Origin of the sequence: cyanobacterium endosymbiont of Epithemia clementina EcSB, from assembly GCF_029919255.1 — a bacterium.
Taxonomy (GTDB): domain Bacteria; phylum Cyanobacteriota; class Cyanobacteriia; order Cyanobacteriales; family Microcystaceae; genus Rippkaea.
This window is the reverse complement of record NZ_CP123991.1, coordinates 1,821,056-1,844,658: the sequence shown is the minus strand read 5'-3', so window position 1 is coordinate 1,844,658 and position 23,603 is coordinate 1,821,056. Positions and strand designations below refer to the sequence as shown.

General features: G+C 33.8%; 14 protein-coding genes. 5 read left to right on the top strand and 9 right to left on the bottom strand.

Annotated features, from left to right (window positions below; genetic code table 11):
- The first annotated feature begins 2,123 nt into the window (after positions 1–2,123).
- Positions 2,124–2,588, top strand: a complete 465-nt coding sequence (locus P3F56_RS06025; RefSeq protein ID WP_281152017.1) for a two pore domain potassium channel family protein — start codon at positions 2,124–2,126, stop codon at positions 2,586–2,588.
- On the opposite strand, the gene P3F56_RS06020 is transcribed toward P3F56_RS06025, so the two are convergent.
- Positions 2,585–3,016, bottom strand: a complete 432-nt coding sequence (locus P3F56_RS06020; protein ID WP_281152016.1) for a hypothetical protein — start codon at positions 3,014–3,016, stop codon at positions 2,585–2,587. The two genes, P3F56_RS06025 and P3F56_RS06020, sit on opposite strands and share 4 nt — an antisense overlap.
- Before the next feature lie 750 nt (positions 3,017–3,766).
- On the opposite strand from P3F56_RS06020, the gene cofH reads away from it, so the two are divergent.
- Positions 3,767–4,927 (top strand): 7,8-didemethyl-8-hydroxy-5-deazariboflavin synthase subunit CofH, encoded by a 1,161-nt coding sequence (cofH, locus tag P3F56_RS06015; protein ID WP_281152015.1) that lies wholly within the window; start codon positions 3,767–3,769, stop codon positions 4,925–4,927.
- 273 nt (positions 4,928–5,200) lie between these two features.
- On the opposite strand, the gene purD is transcribed toward cofH, so the two are convergent.
- From purD to P3F56_RS05975, 8 genes are all read right to left on the bottom strand, one after another.
- The gene (gene purD / locus P3F56_RS06010) at positions 5,201–6,472 is read right to left on the bottom strand and encodes a phosphoribosylamine--glycine ligase (RefSeq protein ID WP_281152014.1); all 1,272 of its coding nucleotides are present in this window, start codon (positions 6,470–6,472) and stop codon (positions 5,201–5,203) included.
- A 115-nt stretch (positions 6,473–6,587) separates the two neighbouring features.
- Positions 6,588–6,878: a YkvA family protein gene (locus P3F56_RS06005; protein WP_281152013.1), complete on the bottom strand. Its 291-nt coding sequence runs from the start codon at positions 6,876–6,878 to the stop codon at positions 6,588–6,590.
- A 2,275-nt stretch (positions 6,879–9,153) separates the two neighbouring features.
- Positions 9,154–10,671 (bottom strand): GMC oxidoreductase, encoded by a 1,518-nt coding sequence (locus tag P3F56_RS06000; RefSeq protein WP_281152012.1) that lies wholly within the window; start codon positions 10,669–10,671, stop codon positions 9,154–9,156.
- A 38-nt stretch (positions 10,672–10,709) separates the two neighbouring features.
- Positions 10,710–11,312, bottom strand: a complete 603-nt coding sequence (locus P3F56_RS05995; protein ID WP_281152011.1) for a cytochrome c oxidase subunit 3 — start codon at positions 11,310–11,312, stop codon at positions 10,710–10,712.
- 50 nt (positions 11,313–11,362) lie between these two features.
- A complete protein-coding gene (locus P3F56_RS05990; RefSeq protein WP_281152010.1) occupies positions 11,363–13,042 on the bottom strand; it encodes a cytochrome c oxidase subunit I in 1,680 nt (559 codons plus the stop codon).
- A 123-nt stretch (positions 13,043–13,165) separates the two neighbouring features.
- The gene (locus P3F56_RS05985; RefSeq protein WP_281152009.1) at positions 13,166–14,053 is read right to left on the bottom strand and encodes a cytochrome c oxidase subunit II; all 888 of its coding nucleotides are present in this window, start codon (positions 14,051–14,053) and stop codon (positions 13,166–13,168) included.
- A 62-nt stretch (positions 14,054–14,115) separates the two neighbouring features.
- Positions 14,116–14,757 (bottom strand): DUF2231 domain-containing protein, encoded by a 642-nt coding sequence (locus P3F56_RS05980; protein ID WP_281152008.1) that lies wholly within the window; start codon positions 14,755–14,757, stop codon positions 14,116–14,118.
- Positions 14,757–15,257, bottom strand: a complete 501-nt coding sequence (locus P3F56_RS05975; RefSeq protein WP_281152007.1) for a DUF2231 domain-containing protein — start codon at positions 15,255–15,257, stop codon at positions 14,757–14,759. The genes P3F56_RS05980 and P3F56_RS05975 overlap by 1 nt, the downstream gene beginning before the upstream one ends.
- An 834-nt stretch (positions 15,258–16,091) precedes the next feature.
- Between P3F56_RS05975 and P3F56_RS05970 the strand changes: the two genes are divergently transcribed.
- The 3 genes from P3F56_RS05970 to P3F56_RS05960 all read left to right on the top strand — a co-directional run bounded on the left by P3F56_RS05970 (position 16,092) and on the right by P3F56_RS05960 (position 20,803).
- The gene (locus P3F56_RS05970; protein ID WP_281152006.1) at positions 16,092–17,462 is read left to right on the top strand and encodes an NAD(P)/FAD-dependent oxidoreductase; all 1,371 of its coding nucleotides are present in this window, start codon (positions 16,092–16,094) and stop codon (positions 17,460–17,462) included.
- A gap of 1,382 nt (positions 17,463–18,844) precedes the next feature.
- Positions 18,845–19,882, top strand: coding sequence for an AI-2E family transporter (locus tag P3F56_RS05965; protein ID WP_281152005.1), 1,038 nt, complete (start codon positions 18,845–18,847; stop codon positions 19,880–19,882).
- A gap of 36 nt (positions 19,883–19,918) precedes the next feature.
- Positions 19,919–20,803, top strand: coding sequence for a transporter substrate-binding domain-containing protein (locus P3F56_RS05960; RefSeq protein WP_281152004.1), 885 nt, complete (start codon positions 19,919–19,921; stop codon positions 20,801–20,803).
- The last annotated feature ends 2,800 nt before the right edge of the window (positions 20,804–23,603 follow it).

Here is a 23,603-nt window from a genome sequence, read left to right as displayed (position 1 = left end):
TTTGGTGCTCAAAATACTGCTTAATTTTGAGCTTATAGAGAGGTCTAAAACCTAAAATTAGGTTAATTTAAATTGATTATTAGTAGGAGTTAAGTCTTAATAGATAAACTCAAATATAATCTGTACGGAAATATAAAGCGAGCGCTAAAAATAGAGGTAGTCAGGATTAGAGACTGTTGTCGGAACTTTTACAAAAAATTAACTTCCAAGTGTCATTCAAACCTCTATAGTTGCTATTTGAGTACTTAATCCTAATGTTCAGTACACAATTGTTTCCTAGAGATATTTGAGGATTTATCTCATAATAGCGTGAACAGTTTTTGACTAAGACAATGTAATGAAGCTGTTTATTTATTCAACAAAGTCAAATAAGATATTTAGTTTTTTGATGGGACTTTAAATATTGATAATTTAATCATTAAAATAATTTAATTTGAACATAAATCCAAGTAAATTTATTAGATATTTTGAGTCAATAAATATAAAACTATCAAGAAATTAATTGAATTATTTCTGATAAGTATTTTAAAGAAAAGATAAACAATAGGGTTTGATAACTTCATTATCAAACTCTATTGTTTATTAGACAGATAATATTCTGGTAAATTTTGTGTTTTTTAACTAGACTCAATATCTTAATTTTGTTATTATATAACATATCAAATACTTAACTAGTTTTTATGAATAAGATTCTAAATTTAGAAAAAGTTACCATAACTTATTATCAGATTTTCAATGAGAAAATAATGTTTTTTTATTTAAAAATAGACCAGGCAGTAACTTGTATTTGAGTGGTTTAACCACCATAAAACTTTATAAAAATAATGAATTAACTATTATAGATTTACCTTAGGCAAGAGAAATATATCTATTTGAAGGTTAATTATCGTCAAATAAATATAATCAAGGTATAACACAATTAAATAAGAGTTAATTTTTTTCTAAAAAAAACACAGATCTTGAACAATTAATAAAAAAAATCTTCAATCCATCTTAAATGATGAGATAAAGAATGTGTATAAAAGAAATAAAGTACAAAAAAAGCAACGATCTCGAAGATTAAAATTAAAAATTTTAGAAACACCCTAAGGTATTCAAATAGTTAGTAATTAATCAAAAAATACTTTTTAAAGAAAAAGTAAGTAACTATATAGTGTTAGTACTTTTAAGTAAAAGAGTAATATTAAAAAATATAAGAATAATAAAAATACAGAACTAGTAAAATAGATAAAGGCTTACAAGAATTAAATTTTCATAAAGATTGAAGAGGTTAGTATAGATATTAAGAAACCCTATAATAAGATTATAAACAAACTAATACTACAAGCTGAAGTAAAGTATATATGTTTTATGTTATGAAGCAAATTAATACTCAACCATACAAACAAAAAAACTTTAAATAAGAAGCTAAATATCATCAAAATACTAGTTAAAAATTAATATATTTGCTCAAAAATAAAGAAGATTTAAATAAAGAATAAAAAGCAAAATTAAACCAGTTGTATAAAACGTCACTAGTTCTTTCATCAAGACCTCTTCTAAAAAAGAAATCTGTAATAATTTACAGAGAAAAACAGGACTAAATTTTATACCTATTGAAATTAGCTGATTGATGTCAAAAAACTTATTTTTATAAAAGCTTAAAAAGCATAAGAAATTAGGCTTTAAGCATAGAAAAAACTACCTATTTTTATCAAAAAAAACTAAAGATATAGTAGAGTTAAGTTTTCTTAAACTACTTCTCTAGCCTAAGTCTCTTCTTAAGAACATTTGTTCTGAGTTAGAGATAAGACAATCTTATGTTATTATCCATCCATATTTTTCGAGAGTGCGACGCAAGGAAAAATGTGCATCATCTCGTACAGACATCAAAAAAAAGCTTGTTCCCAAATAAGATTATCCAAATTTCTCAATACTTACTTTCTACATTGCCATATCTTTAAAAGATCTTAAATATTAATGCTCGCTTTTGCTTTAGAAGATTATTTCTTAATTAAATAGCTGTATTGATTTTTACAAAAAAGTTTATGTTTCTAATTTGTAACATTTCCCCATCCCCCCACTAGGCTAATCCGATTTGGGGGTTTATTATTAGGGTTGAATGTTTACTATTAAGGGTAAAGATGAGACAACCACTCAAGAGTATAACAGTAACCAAACCACAACTGAGAAAAAACTCGGCTAATGTCCATCTATTTTCTAAACAGAAGCCCCCATCACAATCCATGGAAGACTGGAAACAAGTAGAATCACTCTTGGACAAAAGAACTCGTACAGAGAACACGTTTATTCGTGATTTTGTGAGTTATCTGAGTTTGTCTACTCTTTTTATCTTACTCGGACTTTTAGTCGGTATTATTGGTTATCATTGGACTGCCCATTTAAGTTGGATCGATGCTATGGTGGAAGCGTCTATGATTCTCAGTGGAATGGGTCCTGTTAGTCCATTATTAACCAATAGTGCCAAGTTTTTTGCCTCACTTTATGCACTGTTTAGCGGGTTAATTTTTGTCTTAGCGATGGGGGTTGTTCTCTCTCCTCTTGTGTACAGCTTGCTTAAACAATTGCGTTTAAATAAACCTGATTAGAGTTTTATTTTTAGTAATTCTTCATATCGTGTTTCCACTTGAGAAATTAATTCGTATAAACTAGAATCATTTTCTAGTCTCTCCCACACTTGTAAGATATAGTTATCAGAAACTTCTTCCAAAAGATAGTCCCTTGAAGGGAGAAGGTTTAAGTATTGTTCTAATAATTGAATAGTTTCTTCTAACCATTTCCCTTGATTTTCTTGTTTTAATTGAGTGTAAACTGTTTTACCTTTCTCTAAAGCTTGTTTAATACGAGTTAATTTAGTTTTTTCCTGTTGTATCATCCATTGCTGCATGTCGGGAGGATATTGATCGAATTTTTCTTTAATGTTCATACAATCAAAAGAGTGTTTGCCATATCCCAAAAATACATTGCGCCTTCTTATATCCTTTTGTAAGTAACCTCGATAACTTCGATTAGGCAATCACCTAGCATTACTAACTCCTTAAATGCTAAATGCTTTTCTCCAAAAATCCAACATTTAAGCATCTCCGGCTTAGAAATTTATCGATGTACACGCGAAGTAAAAGCCTATACCAACCAAAATTGTTTTATTCCTGTACCCGCTGCAATCTCGTTAATGCTATCAGCCTTTAAACTAATACATGTGAAGCTATTCAAGAACTCCCATGTATTGTTTTCTTGTTATCTCCTGTTTCTTAGATTGCTGTCGTTAAAAGTGATCACCTCTGTGATGAAGATAGCTTCCAGTAAAGTCCGCCGGACTGGTGAATCGAAATTTGCGCTCCTGACCGAAGTACATTAGATTTATAGAACAAAATTTTACACTGTTTGAATAATAGGACCGAGCTGACTTGGTCGATCAATATTCAGCGACAGCAAGTTTAGGTGTGTAAAAATAAAAAACTACCACTGGTTTCTGCTGAAAACAACATACTTACTACTTTTGAGAAAGTATTAGACCTTACAGTGTTGGCGATAATTGCAATAACTTGACAACATTGAAATCAAGAGCATCCTATTTTTGTAAGACTTTTTCCTTCCGTTTAAACAGAAGGTTGATTTTATTGTTGATTAACAATATTTTCTCTCCTCGACAGAAATAGATAGTACAAAGAAGACAGGGAGGATGGAAAGACTGACTATCTTGGCGATACAATACTGCTTAATGGTTCATTTCAATGAAAACTGAATTTCGACTGATTAAATAAGTATGATTTATAAAATAAAACCTATAGATATTATTTTAAATAAAGCCATAGAAGGGATTGATTTATTACCAGAAGAAGGGATTATTTTGTTAACTCAAACTGAGAAAACATCAGTTAATACTATCAGAAAAACAGCAGATAAACTGCGTCAGCAACAAGTAGGAGATACTGTTACCTACGTGATCAATTGTAATATTAACTTTACGAATATTTGTGAACAACATTGTAATTTTTGTGCCTTTCGACGGGATACAGGACAAACGGGGGCATTCTGGTTAAGAACAGACCAAATACTTGCAAAAGCTGCTTATGCTGTTCAAAAACAAGCGACAGAAATTTGTATACAAGGAGGGTTACATCCCCAAGCTAAGTTAAACCAAACTTCCCTTGATTATTATTTAAAATTAGTAAAAACTTTAAAACGAGAATTCCCCCAACTTCATTTACACGCTTTTTCTCCCCAAGAAGTCCAATTTATTGCCAGAGAAGATGACATTAGTTACAGTGATGTCATTATTGCCCTGCGGGATGCAGGGTTAGGATCCATGCCAGGAACTGCCGCAGAAGTCTTGGATGATGACGTAAGGCGTGTTATTTGCCCTGAAAAGATCAATACACAAACTTGGTTAGAAATCGTGAGCACTGCCCATCGTTTAGGAGTCCCTACTACGAGTACCATATTATGTGGTCATATCGAAACCCCGCAACAACAAATACAACATTTAATTCATTTAAGAAACCTTCAAAAAACAGCTATCGAAAAGGGTTATCCTGCCAGAATTACGGAGTTTGTTTTATTACCCTTTGTTGGAAAAGAAGCCCCCCAACCCCTAAGAAAAAGAGTGGGAAGAGATCAACCTATATTAGAAAATAATTTATTGTTAACAGCAGTTGCAAGAATTATGTTAGGAAACTGGATCTCTAACCATCAACCCAGTTGGGTTAAATTAGGGCTAAATGGGGCATTAAAAGCCTTGCAATGGGGCTGTAATGACATTGGAGGAACGTTAATGGAAGAAAATATCACCACGATGGCAGGAGCAAAAGGGGGAACTTGCATGGAAGTAGAAACCTTACAGAAGGCGATCCAATCTATCCACCGTCCCTATCAACAAAGAGATACTATATATTCAGCTTCTTTATCAATCCCTGATAGTAAGTAACAGTAGTTGAAACTGCGGGGATTGAGAAGATGTATAGTATAGGGGTTTTAAGGTTTAGTTGCGCTCCTTCCCCATTACTGTAGCACAATCTTTATATTTAATGCACACTTGTCAGAACTGCTGAAACCGTCACTGTGTAAGGTGTACCTAGGGTTATAGGTAACTAGATAACTCTAAAGCGCAACCCATAAGACTCTTAGCTAATCTTCTCTTAACCTATATTTCTACACCTACCCAATAGCGCAAAATTCTCACTTTAAAGTTGGCTAAATTTTAGCCTTTTCTAGATCGCGCCCGATGTCCGATATCTCGACGATAATATTTTCCTTCAAAGTCAATACAATCAACCCCTTGATAAACTCCAATGATAGCCTCACTAAAATTTTGTCTGATCGCTGTTACCCCTAAAACCCTTCCTCCATCTGTTACTAGGCGATCCCCTTCTAATGCAGTTCCTGCCTGAAACACAGTCACTCCCATCGCCTCCGCCTCTTGAATACCTGTAATTAGTTTCCCTTTCTCATATTGTCCAGGATACCCCGCAGAAACTGCCACTACACACACCGCCGTTCCTAAGCGCCAACGTAGGGGGGGTAACTCTCCTAAACGCTGTTGTACACAAGCTAAGATAACTTGATCTAAAGGAGTTTTCAACAAAGGTAACACCGCCTGGGTTTCAGGATCACCAAAGCGACAATTGTACTCTAATACTTTGGGTTCTCCTTGAGGCGATACCATTAATCCTGCATACAAAACACCTCGATAGTCTATCCCACGGTTGCGTAAAGCGGTTACAGTGGGTTGCAAAATTTCCTTGTCGACCCGTTGTAATAAGTCTGGTGTGGCGATTGGAGCTGGACAATAAGCCCCCATTCCCCCTGTGTTAAGTCCTGTATCCCCATCTCCAATGCGCTTGTGATCCTGGGCAGGTAGTAGGGAACGAACTGTTATTCCATCAGTTAAAGCTAATATAGAGACTTCTTCCCCGATTAAACATTCCTCTACCACAATCAGGGAAAATCCCGCTTTAAAGAGGTCATCAACTGCAGTATAGGCTTCTGGGACTGTTTGGGCGACAATAACCCCTTTTCCAGCCGCTAATCCATCAGCTTTAACGACAATAGGAGTTCCTTGTTGAGTGATATAAGCTTTAGCCGCGGCTGCATTAGAAAAAGTTTCTCCTTGGGCGATAGGAACTCCCGCTTCAGCCATGAGAGTTTTTGCCCAGGACTTACTTGACTCAATTTTTGCTCCGAGTTGGGTAGGACCAAAAACAGGGATACCTTCTTGTTGAAGGAGATCGCTAATCCCTAACGATAGGGTAACTTCTGGGCCGACTACCACCAAATCAACTTGATTTTGAAGGGCAACTTGGGCAATACCGTCGATATCCTCTACTGCTAAGGGGATATTTTTGCACCCTTCTAATAGGGCGGTTCCCCCATTTCCTGGAACACACCAACACTGTTCAACTCGAGGAGACTGTAACAGTTTCCATGCTAAGGCGTGTTCGCGCCCTCCATTGCCAATAACTAAAACTTTCACCTTTTTTCCTTATCTAAAATACATTTAAGACACCATCGACAATGGTACCGAAGGATCAAACTAAGAAGCTAAAAAATTGATATTCTCTCCTTATTTCTAGATAAAAGTAGATAATTTACTGAATGACTTCAACATCGATGGTGGTTGCATAGGAAGAATTGTCATCAACAGTTCTATCATTATGACGTTTTTGACTATATTTCCAAAATAAGCTAGAAAGTTCACTCACTAATAAAAATATCAGCAAGCCATCGTCAATCCATCCTAAAATAGGGATTAAATCTGGTGAAATATCAACAGGACTTAATAGATAAATAAGAGTTCCGAGAATAATAAGCCGACGATATTGAGGTCGTTTCATTGCATTTCGATACCAGTTATAGAAAGCTCGAACTATATAGTTCATAGTTGTTGACCTGAAATTTCCTTAAATCTGATTAACTTAATCATAGCTTGACTTAAACTAGTTAGGTTAATCAAGGAAAATTTTCGCACCCAATATTAAGGTTGATTATCGAATACTCAATTGACAAATTTCGTCAGATATATTTCATCCGGAATGGATAAAACGATCTCTATAACATTGGACTAACCCGTGATTGTTCGATAATAACTAAATCTCTGAAGAGATAAGGGTCTTAAATTTTAGTCTAATGCTCTGAAATAAAGGTATGATCAACTTCAAGATATAATCCTCTTTGGATTTGACGTCAAACATTATTTAAATCTTTAGCTCTCATCAACTCTAATTTAATAAAAGCTCGTACAGAACTAAAAAAGTGGATCAAGCTCGCCCCATATTTTCTGATTGTAAATTGGTTTAAACTTTCGACAGGTCAGTAGGAAAAAACAAAGTAATTAAATGTTTCTACCAAACCTATCATGTAGAAATTAAAGACGTGAATACAAAATTTAATCGTTATATAGTAAGCTTATCAAAAGCCATGATTATTATACAGATAGTATTCTAATAGACTTTGTTCTTGGATTAAATTATCTTCGGCTCAAGAGCTAATTTTATTTATGTCTAAAATTTCAAATTTAGAAGGATTCACCATTACCCATTATCAGATTTGAGACGAGATAGGAATAGTTTGACTTATCGAAAAAATAGACTCGATAGCAACCTGTATTCGTTATAGTTCAACCACCAGGAAACTTCATTAAAATCATCAATTGACTTATGAGAGATTTGTCTTAGACAGAGAACCCCGTATATCTCAAGATATGTATATCTCAAGATATATCGTAGTCAAATGAGACACAATTAATGTGTAAAGAGCTTTACAGATAAGTTAAGTTTTTTACATTTCTGAAAGATTTAAGATAAAAATTATTGAATAAATCTTAAATAGTGAAATTAAGAATATGTCCAAAATATATAGATTGAGTGTACGATCAATAGAAACAATGCTCAAAGATTTAGGTCAAGAATGACAGATAAAAAATAAGTAATTAAAACGGTTAATGATTGATAAGACTAATCTAATTGCAAGACAGGCAAGTTATTATTTAGTGTTAATAAATTTACATAAATTATAAACTATATAATCAAAAAAACTTTGACTAGAAGTTAAAAAACTTAAAAATATTAGTTTCAAAAACTATGTCATGATTAAATAGTAACATATTTTTTTATATAAAAAAATATATCAAGAACAAAAGGTTAAATTAAACTAGGGGAATAAAACCTAACCAGTCTTTTTTATAAAAATCTAGACTTGGTGTCACAACTATTAAAATCAACTATTTTTTTCAAAAAAGCTGTGGAATAATTAAAGATTTTTTGTATAAATTGTTACCTATTTTTATTTTTAAAAAACTTAAGGAACAGTAGAAGGTATTAATATAAAAACGAAGTTAATTAAAATGAGAACTTATAGATCATAAAAAATTATAAGTTTAGAAAATTCGCTGATTCTACAATCCTATCTAAAGCTACTATGATTACAATCACAAAAACCTGTAATTTCAAAAGTACCTAAATCAAATGTTTTTTAATTATTAAAGTTACCTGTTACTCCTGTAAATATTTTTACATGGAGAAAACTCGTTAATAGCAGATAGTCATATACTACATGAGTGTGCTGTAGTAGAGCAGCTTGGACTTTGAAATATATTAAGATAACTAAAACAATTAAGGCTCTTTTAGACTAGCTGTTACAAAATCATAATAAATAAAAGCTGAAAATTTTACTCCATAAGCTTTATAAGGTCAAAAAAACTTAATTTTTATGGAAATCAAATTTATGGAAATCAAATTTTTTAGAGTTATAGAATACACTCAGAATAAAAGTTTTGGAAATTATTTAGATGTCAACTCAATCATACTCAATCTAGAAGATTCAGAAAAAAACAAAGTCACCTAGAAAGACGTAGAAGTTTTTTAGAGTAAAACTCTCAGCTCATAGAATAATTTTCTTAAGTACTCTAAAAGCCTAATGTTTTATCTCCGCATTTAACTGTTTCATCATTTCTATTTTAGAAACAGTCTTTCGCTGTTTGTGTATTAATCAACATATAGTCATATTGTTTATAAACAATTCAGTCAAACAAAAATAATAACAAAGGTTAAAGTTGTATTTTTTGGGGCTTCCCTACATGGGGATTAAAAGAGCATTGGTCTTCATCCCCACTTTAAAACCTTTTTATTGGCAATATTGACTCTTAACCTCCGGTTTTTACTCAAACCTCTTTATTAGATGATCGCCCACCCGCAAGGCATTAGCAATAATTGTTAATGCTGGAGGAACCCCTGAACTTGATGGAAAGAAACTACTATCAACAATGTAAAGATTTTCAAGATCATGAGCACGACAGTTGAAGTCAAGAACAGAACTAGCCGGATCTTCCCCAAAGCGACAAGTACCGCATTGGTTAGCAACCGCCTGTATAGTCACTTCACCACGGGGGTAAACTGCTAGCTTCTCAAAAACAGAATTCCCCAGCTTATGTTCTCCCTTTTTTAACACATCTATCCAGCGATAAATTAGGCGATCATGTGCCTCAATATTATTCGGGGTGTATTCAACATATAGCTTATCCCCGCTGACTCTTACACGATTATTCGGATCAGGCAAGGTTTCCGTATACATCCACCAACCGATAGATCGTTTCGCTAACTGTTCAAGTCCAAACCCAGGCATACCCTTGGCTAAAACCGATAAAATGGGAGGAGATTCGGCAAAAATAATATCTTGAAGCAGTCCCCCCGTATTCTCAATATGACCCATTGGGTAAGGAAAATTTTCGTCACCCCAGTAAAAGTCATTGATACTAACTGTTCTGAGAAATTGTCCCGAATTTGACTTGGCACTCAATTCTACCATCGCAGTTTGATGATGTTTCATAAAATTACGCCCCACCTGATCAGAACTATTCCCCAATCCATTAGGATGTTTATGATTAGCAGAACGTAACAGTAAAGCCGATGAATTTATCGCACCGCACGCTAAAACAATTATCTCTCCAAAAAACAGGTAAGATTGACCAGAAATTTTGGCTTCTACAGCTCTAACTGCTTCTCCTGAGGAATTAGTCAGCAAACAGACCGCCTTGGCTGAGGTTTTAAGGGTCACATTGGAATGTTTCAAGGCTGGCATAATACCAAAGACTTCCGAGTCTCCTGTAGGATCATCTTCTGCGCGAGTTAAACTTAGAGGCAATGTCGTGGGATGTAACCCCTGTTGGGTGATCGCATCAACAATCTTTTGAATTTGGGGTTCGTTCTCTATCGGGGGTAAAGGATAATCCGAACTACGAAAAGGTTCAGTAGGATCATCCCCCGTTCGGCCATGAACCATGTAAAGTTTTTCTGCTTCGGTATAATAGGGTTCAAAGTCACTATATTTTAGCCCCCAAGCGGGTGAAATTCCTTCTTGATGTTCCACATCTTCAAAGTCTTTTTCCCGCATTCTAACTAATGCCGCACCGTAAATTTTTGTATTCCCACCAACTGCATAATTTGTCTGAGGAGAAAACGTCTCTCCATCCCTGTTATACCAGCGTTCTGGTGCACGATAACGTTCTTTTTTAAAAACATCAACGTTAGCTCTATTTTGTTCCTCCAGGGGCATAAAGTCTCCCCTTTCTAGGATTAATATTTTCTTACCTGTAGGGGCTAGTTTATTAGCTAAAGTTCCTCCTCCTGCCCCTGTACCAACAATAATTACATCATAATGTTGATCATCAATAATCATAATTGCCTCTATCTTACCTATTATTTGTTACCTATTATCTATTGCCATAGATAAATCAAGATAAATAAAATAATCCAAATAACATCAACAAAATGCCAAAATAAAGAGGTTGCCATCACGCCAAAATGTCCCCCTTCGTAATTCTTTGGAAAAAAGGAACGACCTAACATCAAAGTTTGTAAAATAACACCGGTGAGAACGTGCAACCCATGAAACCCTGTTAGGAGATAAAACATTCCCCCAAATACGCCAGAGGTGAAGCGGAATTCTAGACTATTCCATTCGGTAATTTGTCCAATCAAAAAGTAGCTTCCCATTGCCATAGTTATTAACAGAAAAAAACGAAAAGCCCAAAATTGACTGCGTTCTAAACATTTTTCAGCAATATAAATAACGAAACTACTAGACACCAAAACCGCCGTATTAATAGCAGGTTCTTTAATTTCTAGTCCTGTCACGCCTGCTGGCAGCCAGTCAACCGCAGTAGTTTTGTAAACACAATATCCGACAAAAAAGCTGAGAAAAATAATACTCTCTGAGAGAAGAAACACAACAAAGGCAAAGAGACTATTGCCCTCTGCATCGTGTTCATGTCCTCCTATTGCCCCATGCAATTGTTCTGAAGAAACTGAACTATCCATTGTACTCTCCAAATTTTCAAATCAGGGAATCAAAAACTATTAACTGTTAACTATTTACTATGTCCTACCATTGCTTCCTCATTAGCAACTAATGGATCTGACTTACCATAACCATAGGGGCCAGAAACAATTACGGGAAGCTCTTCGAAATTTTCTATACTAGGAGGAGAGGCAATTATCCACTCTAACCCAATAGCACGCCAAGGGTTATTCGAGGCGATCGGTCCTTGTATCCAAGAACTAACCATATTGACAATAAAAGGCAATGTAGACATTCCTAGTAAAAATGCCCCAAGACTCGCTACCACGTTCCAAAAGGTGTACTCAGGGTCATAAGAAGATACCCGACGTAACATTCCTTGTAACCCCAAAGGGTGCATAGGTAAAAAGTTCAAATTCGTTCCGATAAAAGCTAACCAGAAGTGGACTTGACCCCAACTTTCATAATACATTCGCCCCGTCATTTTAGGAAACCAATGATAAATAGCGGCATACATTCCCATTGTGACTGTTCCATAGAGAACATAATGGAAATGTCCTACAACAAAATAGGTGTTATTTACATGAATGTCCAAAGGTACTGCTGACAACATAATGCCCGTTACGCCAGCAAAAATAAACATAACCAACGCCCCCAAAGCGAATAACATAGGGGTGTTGAGGCGTAGTTTCCCTCCCCAGATAGTAGCTACCCAAGCAAACACTTTAATTCCGGTGGGAACTGACACACACATGGTAGACAGCATAAACACCATCCGCATCCAACCTGGGGTTTCACTAGCATACATATGGTGTACCCAAACTAAGCCACTAACCCCAGCAATGAGTAACGAAGAAATCGCAACAATTTTATATCCAAACAAAGGTTTACGCGAATAAACGGGGAAAATTTCCGAGAAAATACCAAAGATGGGCAGAATAATTACATAGACTGCAGGGTGGGAATAAAACCAGAAAAAGTGTTGAAATAAAATCGGGTTTCCTCCTCGAGAGGAGTCAAAAAAGCTGGTCCCTACGGTGACATCGAATAGTAACATAACTGCCCCTGCGGTGAGGGCCGGTAAGCCAAATAATTGAATAATTTGCGCGCTAAAGACTGCCCAAACAAAAATTGGTAGTCGAAAAAAGGTCATTCCAGGGGCGCGCATTTTAACTATAGTAGTTACAAAATTGACCGCCCCCATAATCGAGGAGACTCCAGAAATAGCCACTGCCAACAACCAGAGAACCTGTCCTGTAATCAACTGTCCCGTGGGGTTTTGAACACTAACCGGAGGGTAAGACCACCAACCCGCCTGGGCTGATCCACTGGGGACAAAAAAACTGGCTAACATTAAAATCCCCACCACCGGAACCATCCAAAAGGCGGCCGCATTGAGACGAGGAAAAGCCATGTCCTTTGCCCCTATCATAATGGGAACCAAATAGTTAGCTAACCCAACCAATGAGGGAAATGTCCACAAAAACAGCATAATAGTGCCATGCATCGTGAACATTCCGTTGTAAAAAGTGCGATCAACTAAATCTGCTTCCGGGGTAATTAATTCCCCCCTCATAACCATGGCGAAGATTCCACCAATGAGGAAGAAAATAAAAGAAGTAACTAGGTATTGAATCCCAATAACTTTATGATCTGTACTAAAGCTAAAGTATCTTCTCCAATCTCTGGCAGACAGGTCCTGATAGCTTTCCGTAACAATGTTTGTGTCTTTAATTCTAAGGTCTGTCATGTATTTTTTCCTGACATTGAATGCGGCTAACTATAATCATTTGATGTTTGTTACAAATACAAATGATTGATAAGGGGAAAAAAAATAAAAGGTATATTTTTAACTGCGAACCCCGAACCTAGATTAGGTAGGATAATTGACTACTGGCGGTTCTGCTGGAACAATTGTCGGCCAGCCAGTTTTAAAGGCTTTTTCTGTTTGCTGGACATATTCTGAAGCTGCAACATTATTTGCGGGAGACGGTTTGCGTTTCGCTGTTTCAAATAACCACTTTTGGTAAGCTTCAGGGGACTCTACCACTACATCTGTTTGCATTGTAGCAAAATAAGTTCCACTAAATTGAGAGTCTCTTAAGCGATATCTCCCTTCCTTAATGGGAGTAAATTCAAAGTTAGTGGTTTTGTTAGGAACGATATCTTGTTTAACTCGAAAAGCTGGAATATATAAGCCATGCAGTACATCTTCTGATTTTAATGTCAAGCTAACTCTCTGATTTGCAGGAAGATGCAATTCGGTACTGGTTACATCCTTTTCAGGATAACGAAACACCCAAGACCACTGTTTTGCAATCACTTCAATGGCTTGACTAGGTTCTGTAATAACAATAGCAGTTTGTCCAGAAACAATTGGTAAGGAGTTCAGTTCCATTGAACCGCGAATAGCGATTTGATCGTAAACCTGATAGCTATATCCCGCTAACCAAAATACCAAAAGGATGGGAATGGATGTCCAAACAATTTCCAGGGCTACGTTTCCTTCAATATGAGGACCATCACTATAATCATATTTGGCTGCTCGTTGGAAAACAACGGAGTAGATGATTACTCCGGCAATTCCTAAGAAAATAAAAGTTCCTATAGTTACGAAAAAAGCAAACAATTCATCAATTAATAGAGATTCTGCCGAAGCTTGGGGAGGAAACCAAGAATAAGAAACTTTCCCCATCCAAAGACTAATCAATGTTAAGGCAATCGCATAAGCAATCAAAAATAAGATGTTGCGAAGTCTCATAATTAATAAATACCAGAACAATAAAAGTAATCCTTAATCAATAAGATTTTTACTCAGAAAGGTCATAATTTTGACTTATACTCTTTGGGGTAATTGACTTCTGACATCAGTAACTGAGATTCGTGTCCTGATTCTAACAATTGATCAGCTGTGTTGTGGACCCCAAATTCTGCAGCAATTTGTGCCCCCAAGGTTCCATGAAGGAACAACAGAAATAACATAAAGAAACCTACTCCTAAATACGCCCACTGTACCTGGATGGTTCTTTCTCTCCGCCAGAGAAATCGTTGAAATCCTCTCCAGATAGTCATTCCAATCATAAAAGCAAAGATAAATACTCCCCCTACACCATGCCACAACATGGTGTCCATTGCACCAAGTCCCCAAGCACTTTTAACATCAGTGACGGGGTTGGCTAACATCATCTCATAAAATCCGGCCGCTACAGTGAAAATTGTGATAATCGAGGCTGCTAACAGATTGTACCAACCGACATCAAAAAAATTGCTACGGGTAGCGGGAATGGCAAAGAATTTAAACACAGGTTTTTGGAACCCAAACATTGCCCCTAGGGTATCAAAAGTAATGGCAATTATAAACAATCCTATAGTCAGATGAACTAGATTAGGATGGATAGGAACTGAATAAGGAAGTCCATTTGCGCCCAAATCAGTTATGAATGTATCAATTACTTTAGGATTCATTATTGTAAAATTCCCTCTTTAATGGCTTCAACAACAGGAACGGTGTGGAGCCCGTACACCCACACTAGTTCGTCTCCAAGATACACTTGAACACCAACAATTGCCACTAAAATTAATACCAAGCCTAGATAGGGGGCCGGCAGTTCTTCAGGGGTTTTTGAGCGAATTACATAACGCCACCCCGTAATTGCCGCAATGATTCCTGATAATGACCACCCAATCAACGTATGAAGATGTAATACAGGTCGTACTACTTCATAAGGTTGAGCTAATCCTGCCTCATATTGACCGAAAATAATGGCTATAAAAATAGAAACGGTAGCAACTAACATATTCCACCAACTTACTTCGTATAAACGAGGATTGCGAGTGAAGTAGCCAATTGTATCGCATAGAAAAGCAAACAAAACCATTGCAATGACGAAATGTACAACGATGGGATGAATGGTATCGGGATAGGGTAAATTATGGTCATTTAAAGGTGGAAGATAGTTAAACATAAACATCCTCTTGGCAGCTCTTCACCTGTTGGTACATTAGTTGTTCCATAACGGACATATGAGATTTATTAAAAAATATTTTGTATACTTTTTAACTTCTTAAATTATATAAGAAAATAGTACATAGTGCATTTTTTTAAGATTTGTTTAAAATATAGTTAAAATTTTATATCCCAATCATCTGACCTTAATTTTGTCAATCAGGAGTTATGCATTTATTTTATAAAAAAATGGAATTATTCATTGTATATTTTACATTACTCAAAATTAGTTAATAATAACTAGATATTTCAATAAATTAAGTGCACTTTATTTTAGCATGAATACTCTAAATATCGAGTTATTATTAACTTAATAACCATTATCATAGTTTAAATCAAAATCTAGTTGTTCATTAGTCCTCTTTTATCGTATCGTGATTTTATCCAAAATTCAACTATATTAATTTGATTTTTTTTGAAATTTATAACAAAGTTTATCGATAAACAATTACCCAAGTATTTCAACTTATATCATCTAGTTTTTGTTTTAAATATCAATAAGCTTTTTTATTTTTATAAAAAAAAATAAAAAATTTGGTAATCAATCAGTCTTCTAATAATTAAATAGTATTAACATATACTTTAAGGTCTTTTTAAATCAATTAGGCTATTATGTTAGAGTTAGGGACGAGCCTGGCACTAACCAACACTCCAAAAAATCACTAGAATCACTTCAATGGAACTTTTAATCTCCAATACATCTTGAGTCAAGATTGTTGACGTGTCGGTTTTGTTTGAGTATCAGTATTTCTAAAATTTTTCCAGACTAACCCAAATAAAGAGACAAAAACTTATGGTTAATCAACAAAAAAATCAAACTGACCTTCATCATGTTGTGATTATTGGTGGTGGTTTTGGGGGACTTTATGCTGCTCAAAAACTTGCCAAAGCCCCCGTCAAAGTCACCCTGATTGATAAACGTAATTTTCACGTTTTTCAACCGTTACTGTATCAAGTAGCCACGGGAGGATTATCCCCGGCTGATATTTCTTCTCCTTTACGGGCTTTGTTGAGTAAGAGCAAAAATACAGAAGTGCTAATGGGAGAAGTATCCGCTATTGATCCTGAAAGGCAAACGGTGAAACTCCGTTACCGAGAAATTGAATATGATTCTCTGATTGTCGCGACAGGAGTAACCCATCAGTACTTTGGCAATGATTGGGAAGAAAAAGCTCCTGGACTGAAAACTATTGAAGACGCCCTAGAAATTCGTCAGCGGGTATTTATCGCTTTTGAGTCAGCCGAAAAAGAACCTAACCCTGAAAGAAGAAAAGACTGGTTAACTTTTGTCTTAGTGGGTGGGGGTCCTGCTGGGGTAGAATTGGCAGGAGCCTTAGCCGAACTAGCCCATGGAACCCTAAAAGAAGATTTCCGCAACATTGATACTTCCCAATCTGAAATCGTGCTCTTACAAAGTCCTCAGTATATTTTACCCACCTATCCTCCTCATCTCTCCGTTAAAGCTCAGAAATCTTTAGAACGATTAGGGGTAACAGTCAAAACTGGTGTAAGAGTCACCAACATTAAGGGTCAGCTGGTCACTTACAGTCAGGGCGAAACCATCGAGCAAATTCGCACTCGCACAGTTCTCTGGACAGCAGGGATGAAAGCGTCTGCGATGGCCAAGACCTTAGCCGATTGTGCTGAGGCTCAACTAGATAAAGCCGGACGGGTTATGGTTGAACCTAACTTTAACTTATCCAAGTATCCGAATATCTTTGTCATTGGAGACTTAGCCCATTATTCTGATGGAAAAGGCGGAATTTTACCTGGTATTGCACCCGTTGCCATGCAAGAGGGGGAATATGTAGCGCGTTTTATCCGCAATAGTCTCCAAAGCCGTCCCTTATCTCCTTTCAAATATACTGACTGGGGAAACTTAGCGGTAATTGGAAAACATAAGGCTGTTGTTGATATGGGTTGGCTGAAATTATCTGGTTTTCTCGCTTGGTTTGTCTGGTTATTTATCCATGTTTTCTACTTACTCGAATTTGACAATAAATTAATTGTCATGATTCAGTGGGCTTGGAGTTATTTTACGGGCAGCAAGGGTGCACGTTTGATTACTACACCCGGAAGAAAAAATCCTGAAATCAAGCTTGAAGATGATCATGAGACGATTGTTTATCAAACAGAAGCTGCCCACCATGCAGAAGTTAATTAACTCGACTCAAACTCATAGTTAATGGCAGCTGAGAGGGACCTAACACCGAATGGATAGGGGTATAGTATTGATTATGCTCCTATCATGAGTAAATGGCTGGGTTATCTCTTTTGATAATTATAAATAGTGGCTATTACTGCCTCAACAGTCGAAATATAGCAAAATTAAACATTTTATTCGAAAAAAACAAATAGCTCCGACCCCACTAGTAATCAAAAGAGATTGCCAAGGATTGAGAAAAATATAGTGAGCATCCTTTTTTCGGACTGACTAATCTTGTCAATATCAACTGCTTTTTCGCTGACTGGAACTGTTAGGATATCACCGTGGCTTTCCTGTTCAAATTCCATCCAATTACTTTTTACTTCAGTTAAATAGTTAAAGACAGCTTGAGAATTTCCATTTTTCAGGATAGAGATAACTACTATTATGATAACTTACCTCATTAACCTTGTCTGAGACGATAGACTTGGTTAAATCAGTAGTTATCTCTTCAATATTATTTGATTTAAAAAAAACCAAGATACGATCATAACAAATTATAGTTTTTTTGTACTAGCTAGCAAGAAATATTTTCATAAAACCTTCTCATAATCTATTAGATCAAATCTGTATTTTTTAGGACAAATGAACCGCTCCTTCATTGATAATAAGGTCGGTAATCATCGTTACTTCGTTGAATAACTTCTTGATACTGAGCTAGTGCTTCATCATGATTCCCTGGTTTATATTCATTAATTCCTCGATTTAGATAGGCTTATTTTCTATAATGATTAAATTGATTAGCAGGATAAAATTAAGTTTCACAGCTTGATATCGGTTTAATTAAAGGTTGATAAAACATAGATTATTCTAAGCTACTATTCCTAAAGTAAAGTAGGCTCTAAATTAGTTACTTGAATTAAATGCTCAAGAACTTGCTGATAATGATTTTTTTATAAAATTTATATTCCTTGAGCTAATTGTTGATATGATTTAAATAACAGAGTATTTTAAATAATTGCTTGAACCAGTTTTTATGTACAGAAAAATAAAACAATACAAATCAAGAATATCTTCATGCTTTTTCGTATCTTATTGTCATTGTTAATCTAGATTTAGATTGACTAATTTTAAATAAAACTTATTTTTAGGTTTTCCTTTTAAGAAAAACTAGTATAGTAAGTTATACTAAGCTATATAAAATAATTTTGGACAAAATTAAGGAATAAATTCCTCGTAAAAAATTGATGTTAAATTTTAAATTCTCTATTTTTATTTTTAATCTAAGGTAAGGTTTATGGCTATCGCCTATATGACCATATTTTTGGCATTGATAAAATTCTGGTTAAATTTTATGATTAAAATAATTAATAATGTATATCGATTAGTCTGATAAACTCGTGAAACTTGGTCAGTGGCTTGGACTCTCTAGCTTAGTAATTTCCGGTTATATTCTCTGGGAAATTCGTCAACTTTTATTGTTAGTATTTACAGCAGTTATATTTGCTACTGCACTTAACCGACTAGTTAAATGGTTAAGACAATTTCAGATTAAAAGAATGGCTATTGAACGAAATATGGCTGTTGTAATTATTCTTTTAGTCATTTCTTTATTGACTATTCTATTTTTCTTATTAATTGTTCCACCTTTTATTGGACAATTTGATAAATTTCTAGAGTTAAGTCCCGTAGTTTGGGAAAAGCTTCGAGAAATTTTAATTTCATTGGGACAAAAACAGTTTCGGTTAGATTGGCTTCTCCCTCCTTCTTCTCTGAGAGACTTTATTGAACAATTACAACCTTTATTCACCAAGATATTCAGCAACTTTTTTGCCTTTTTTTCCAACTCAGTAGCGGCAATTTTTCAATTATTTTTTGTATTAGTGTTAACAATTATGATAACAATTAATCCCCAAGAATATCGAAATTTTTTGTTAAAAATTTTTCCATCTTTTTATCGTCGTCGAGTTGATGAAATTTTAAATCTATCAGAGATTGCCCTAGGAAATTGGCTAATGGGTATTACTATTAATTGTCTATTTATTGGTATTCTGAGTGGAGTCGGTTTATTAGTTTTACAGGTTAAGCTAGTATTAGTCCATGCATTATTGGCTGGATTACTTAATTTTATACCCAATATTGGACCTGCTGCTAGCGTTATTTTCCCTGTTATGGTTGCTCTCTTAGACGAACCTTGGAAAATTTGGGCAATTTTAATCTGGTATTTTATTATTCAAAACATTGAGAGTTACTGGCTAACACCAACGATTATGGCTAAACAAGTTTCTCTATTACCTGCTGTTACTTTAATGGCACAGATTTTCTTTGCTCAATCTTTTGGCTTATTAGGGTTGTTATTGGCTCTCCCTCTAACTGTTGTTGCTAAAACCTGGATTGATGAAGTTTTATTTAAAGATATTTTAGATTCTTGGGTATAATTGACTTTTCGGTTATTTTTCTCATCGAATAAAAAAATGAATTCAAAAAGCTTGCTATTTCTGAGCACTTTAACCTTATTTCTATCTTTTTCTACACCAGTAAAGGCACAATCTAAATCCATTCTGAACGAAATTGTTCGTACAGGGTTACTTAAAATTGGAATAAGGGAAGATGCAGTTCCTTTTGGCTATAGATATTCAAATAATAATCTCGCTGGAGTTTGTTTAGATTTTATCTATATTTTTAAAGAAAAATTAAAAGAAAAATTAAATAAAGAAGTTATATTAGTGAGATTATATAAATCAACCTTTTTAAATAGATTTGAACTAGTGAATGATGGGATAATTCATTTAGAATGCGGGCCAAATGTAATTCGTAAAATCCCTGAATTAAATGTTATATTTTCTAGTCCTTTTTTATCAACAGGGACTCAACTTCTAATCAATAAAAAAAAACAGAATGATATTAATTTAAATACTAGCTTAGTAAGAGTTAATATTGGAGTTCTTGATAACACGGATAGTCAACAGTTAATAGAAATAAAGTATCCGGCAGCTAATATTACAAAATTTCAAGGAATTACAGGAAGCTTCCGAGGTATACAAGCTTTACAAGGAGAAAAAATTGATGCTTTTGCTGGTGATAGTATTCTGTTAATCGGTGAAGTTATTTTACAAGAATTAAACCTAGGTAAAGAGTACGTTCTGGTCCCTAAAATACCTTTTAATTGTAAAGAATATGGACTGATACTGCCAGATAACGACTCTCAGTGGCAAGAATTTGTTAACTCTGTTGTTAACTCTGTGATTACAGATGCTAAGTTGAGCAAAATTTTTAAAAAATGGTTTAGCGGGGTTATTGATGAAATTGAGGTAATCGAAAATTTCTGCCACTCCCAGCTCAATCAAAATCACGAGTAAACTAGGATTTTATAATCCCTTTATAGTTTTAGCAAATATAAAAGTTCGATTACTATTAAGCAGTTCAGTTGATAATTGATCATTTTTATTAACTAATAATTATTGTTTGCTACCTAGTTTATCAAGTAGACCTCCTGCACTAAATTAGTCTATAACTAATACCTAATTTCATTAAATATTGTTCTGTTTTGCGTTTTTAAATTAAGATCTTTACTTCGCCAATACTATTAAGATAATGATCAGGATTAGTATTACTCATTTAACTTACTAAAATGAGTAATACTAATCCCCACTGCTCTAGCTATATCAATCTAATTTTTTGTGCTATCTAGTCTATTTATTCTGGCGTTCCCCCCAATTTAAATTTAAATTTAGGATGCTTACCTTCTTTAATAGGTACTTTTATTTTAGGAACAGCACTAATTCAAACAAGAAAATATTACAGCTTTTAATAGCTAACTTAAGCATCAATAAAATCAGAAAGTTTTTAATAATAAAATTTTTTTTATAAGTTAATTTTTTTTAAAAAATTAATTAAATAAATAGTAAAGTAACCTAGCTTAGTTTCAGTAAAAAACTTACCAATTTATTTCACAACAATAGAACCTGTTTTTCCTGTTAATCTTATTGTTAAAACTTTTGTAACTGATTTATTTAACTAATAAAAGGACATCGCTCTAAGCATAAGTGGCAACCTATTTTCCTGGCAACTTGATAATAAGAACAGAGAAAGCTAAAATATCTGCTGCATATTTAGAGTATTGGTACAATCTCCCTTGTCATATCGGTATAAAAAAATAATTATAAATTAATTGACACGATGTATTAAATGATAACGAACATTTTATTGAATTTATCAATATTATTGCTTTAGCCCTTGTTTTAAAGATAACTCAGCATCAAAAGCAATAATAAACTGTCAAGATGACTTGAATATTTACAAACCAGAAGTTGAGCTTGCTCTGTATCATACCTAAGCCATTCTCCATAAGTTAATAATTGAGTTATGACAATATGGGTTAATAAATTTAGGGTAGTTATAACAAGTGTTTGATTTGCTAGAAGCTGTTTATAAAAATCGTTCTCGTTCAAAGTTTATAATAAAGGCTTGAAATCTTCTATTAGATAAGCTCTAAAGAAAATTGTTGTAGTAGAGGTGGAATCAGGAATTTAGAAAAGTTAAATTAATAATTCAGAAAGATTGAATTACCTTGTGGTAAGTCTTGCTAAAAACTTACCACAAGCAGTTACTTTTACCTTTGATAGTGAGCATGATAGTTTATCCACTATTTAGTAAAATGTTGATGATGTTACTCTTACTTTATCGAACTCTTTTCCTAGAAAATCTTTTAAAGCTAAAAATAATACTTTCAAACAAATAGCTCTAAATAAACGTTAAAAACGTAAATTATTTCTACCTCTAGATTGAAGTAGTTAGACTTAAATTTATCTTACTTTAATTGATACTTTGTTTAACCGCCTTAGCTAAACCATATTTATAGTAAAACATTCTTCCAGAACTCAGTAGGCTTTGATTCGATGTAATTCCTCTTCTATTACATATACCTCTAGACTAGAATTATCTGGAAAAAATAGATATAATCATCTTCATTTACATTGTTTCAATTTTGCTTTAACTAAATCACTTGTATATATATACTGAGTCATTTTTAATAAATCAAACCGTACCTATTCTTTTATTTTTGTAAGTTGTTCATATTTATCCACCTATTGATCTAGTTCGTTTTATGAAACTTTACTTTTTCTGACTATCTCTCAATAAGAACTGATTAAAACTTTTACTCGATTCGTATATTTATATCATAAAAATATGAAATTTAATTGTTTTTAAACTCCTGAATAATTACTTTCTTATTTTCTACTTTAACATAGGGGCAAGTTACTCTATTTTTTAGACTAAAACCTATTTAATTTAATTATTTTAGCCTTTGACTACCTTTCTATAAGGTATTTTTATTCATTTTTTAACTTTTTTTTAGAAAAAATAGTAATTATTAATAATATTATTCATGTTGTTTATTAACATCTCTTGTTTAACAGAACATCACAATTTTTATCAAAAAATTATTCAATTTTTTTATTTTTTAAATCCAAAATAATTATTATTTTGGATTTTTTATAAAGGCTATTTAAGATTTTCTATATCTTCTCAATTCTTACTTATCCTCGTCCAACTTTTTGCTAAATTCTAAATTTTGTTCCCTAACTAATCCACCTGGAAGTTGTTTTTATCATCGTATTTTTTAAAAGTTTCACTTAGTCTGCAATTTATTTAACTTTTTATACTCTTAGACCTAAACATAAAATTTCCTCTTCTGTTTTCGTTCTAGAGGAAATTTTATGTTTGCGAGTCAACTGTAGCTGAATTTTTCAGAATACTGGTATCCAGTGATTGCCTTTTTAAAACCATTTTTCTATTCTAGACTTATTCAAGCTCATCTACATTACTGTGTTTAGAGAGTTGAATTTTAGTTAATGTATTATTAGCAGTTTTAATTTAGTTGTCTCTAGTGAGAGTACAATTAATTGCTTATAATATCAGTCATAAAAATTTTAAAAATTATGATGAAAAAAAAATTATTAACTGATAACAATTTAACTCTTGTAAAGAATGTTCTTTTCTTAAAAAATTTGAATAGCTTTAACAATAAGTCAATTATTGAGGCAAGGCAAACTGTTAATCATATACTTAATAGTTTAGAAAACGATGAGTTCATTCAATAGCCAGCCATAAAGGTTACTCCTTATGCCGTTTTCGAACTACTTGCTGTCTTAGGTA

What these genes read in the sequence shown, in the direction of transcription:
- cofH (WP_281152015.1), top strand. Translation starts at nt 3,767, where the DNA reads ATGATTTATAAAATAAAACCTATAGATATTATTTTAAATAAAGCCATA.
- P3F56_RS05995 (WP_281152011.1), bottom strand. Translation starts at nt 11,312, where the DNA reads ATGGATAGTTCAGTTTCTTCAGAACAATTGCATGGGGCAATAGGAGGA.
- P3F56_RS06025 (WP_281152017.1), top strand. Translation starts at nt 2,124, where the DNA reads ATGAGACAACCACTCAAGAGTATAACAGTAACCAAACCACAACTGAGA.
- P3F56_RS05970 (WP_281152006.1), top strand. Translation starts at nt 16,092, where the DNA reads ATGGTTAATCAACAAAAAAATCAAACTGACCTTCATCATGTTGTGATT.
- P3F56_RS05975 (WP_281152007.1), bottom strand. Translation starts at nt 15,257, where the DNA reads ATGTTTAACTATCTTCCACCTTTAAATGACCATAATTTACCCTATCCC.
- P3F56_RS05990 (WP_281152010.1), bottom strand. Translation starts at nt 13,042, where the DNA reads ATGACAGACCTTAGAATTAAAGACACAAACATTGTTACGGAAAGCTAT.
- P3F56_RS05960 (WP_281152004.1), top strand. Translation starts at nt 19,919, where the DNA reads ATGAATTCAAAAAGCTTGCTATTTCTGAGCACTTTAACCTTATTTCTA.
- P3F56_RS06000 (WP_281152012.1), bottom strand. Translation starts at nt 10,671, where the DNA reads ATGATTATTGATGATCAACATTATGATGTAATTATTGTTGGTACAGGG.
- P3F56_RS05980 (WP_281152008.1), bottom strand. Translation starts at nt 14,757, where the DNA reads ATGAATCCTAAAGTAATTGATACATTCATAACTGATTTGGGCGCAAAT.
- P3F56_RS06005 (WP_281152013.1), bottom strand. Translation starts at nt 6,878, where the DNA reads ATGAACTATATAGTTCGAGCTTTCTATAACTGGTATCGAAATGCAATG.
- P3F56_RS05985 (WP_281152009.1), bottom strand. Translation starts at nt 14,053, where the DNA reads ATGAGACTTCGCAACATCTTATTTTTGATTGCTTATGCGATTGCCTTA.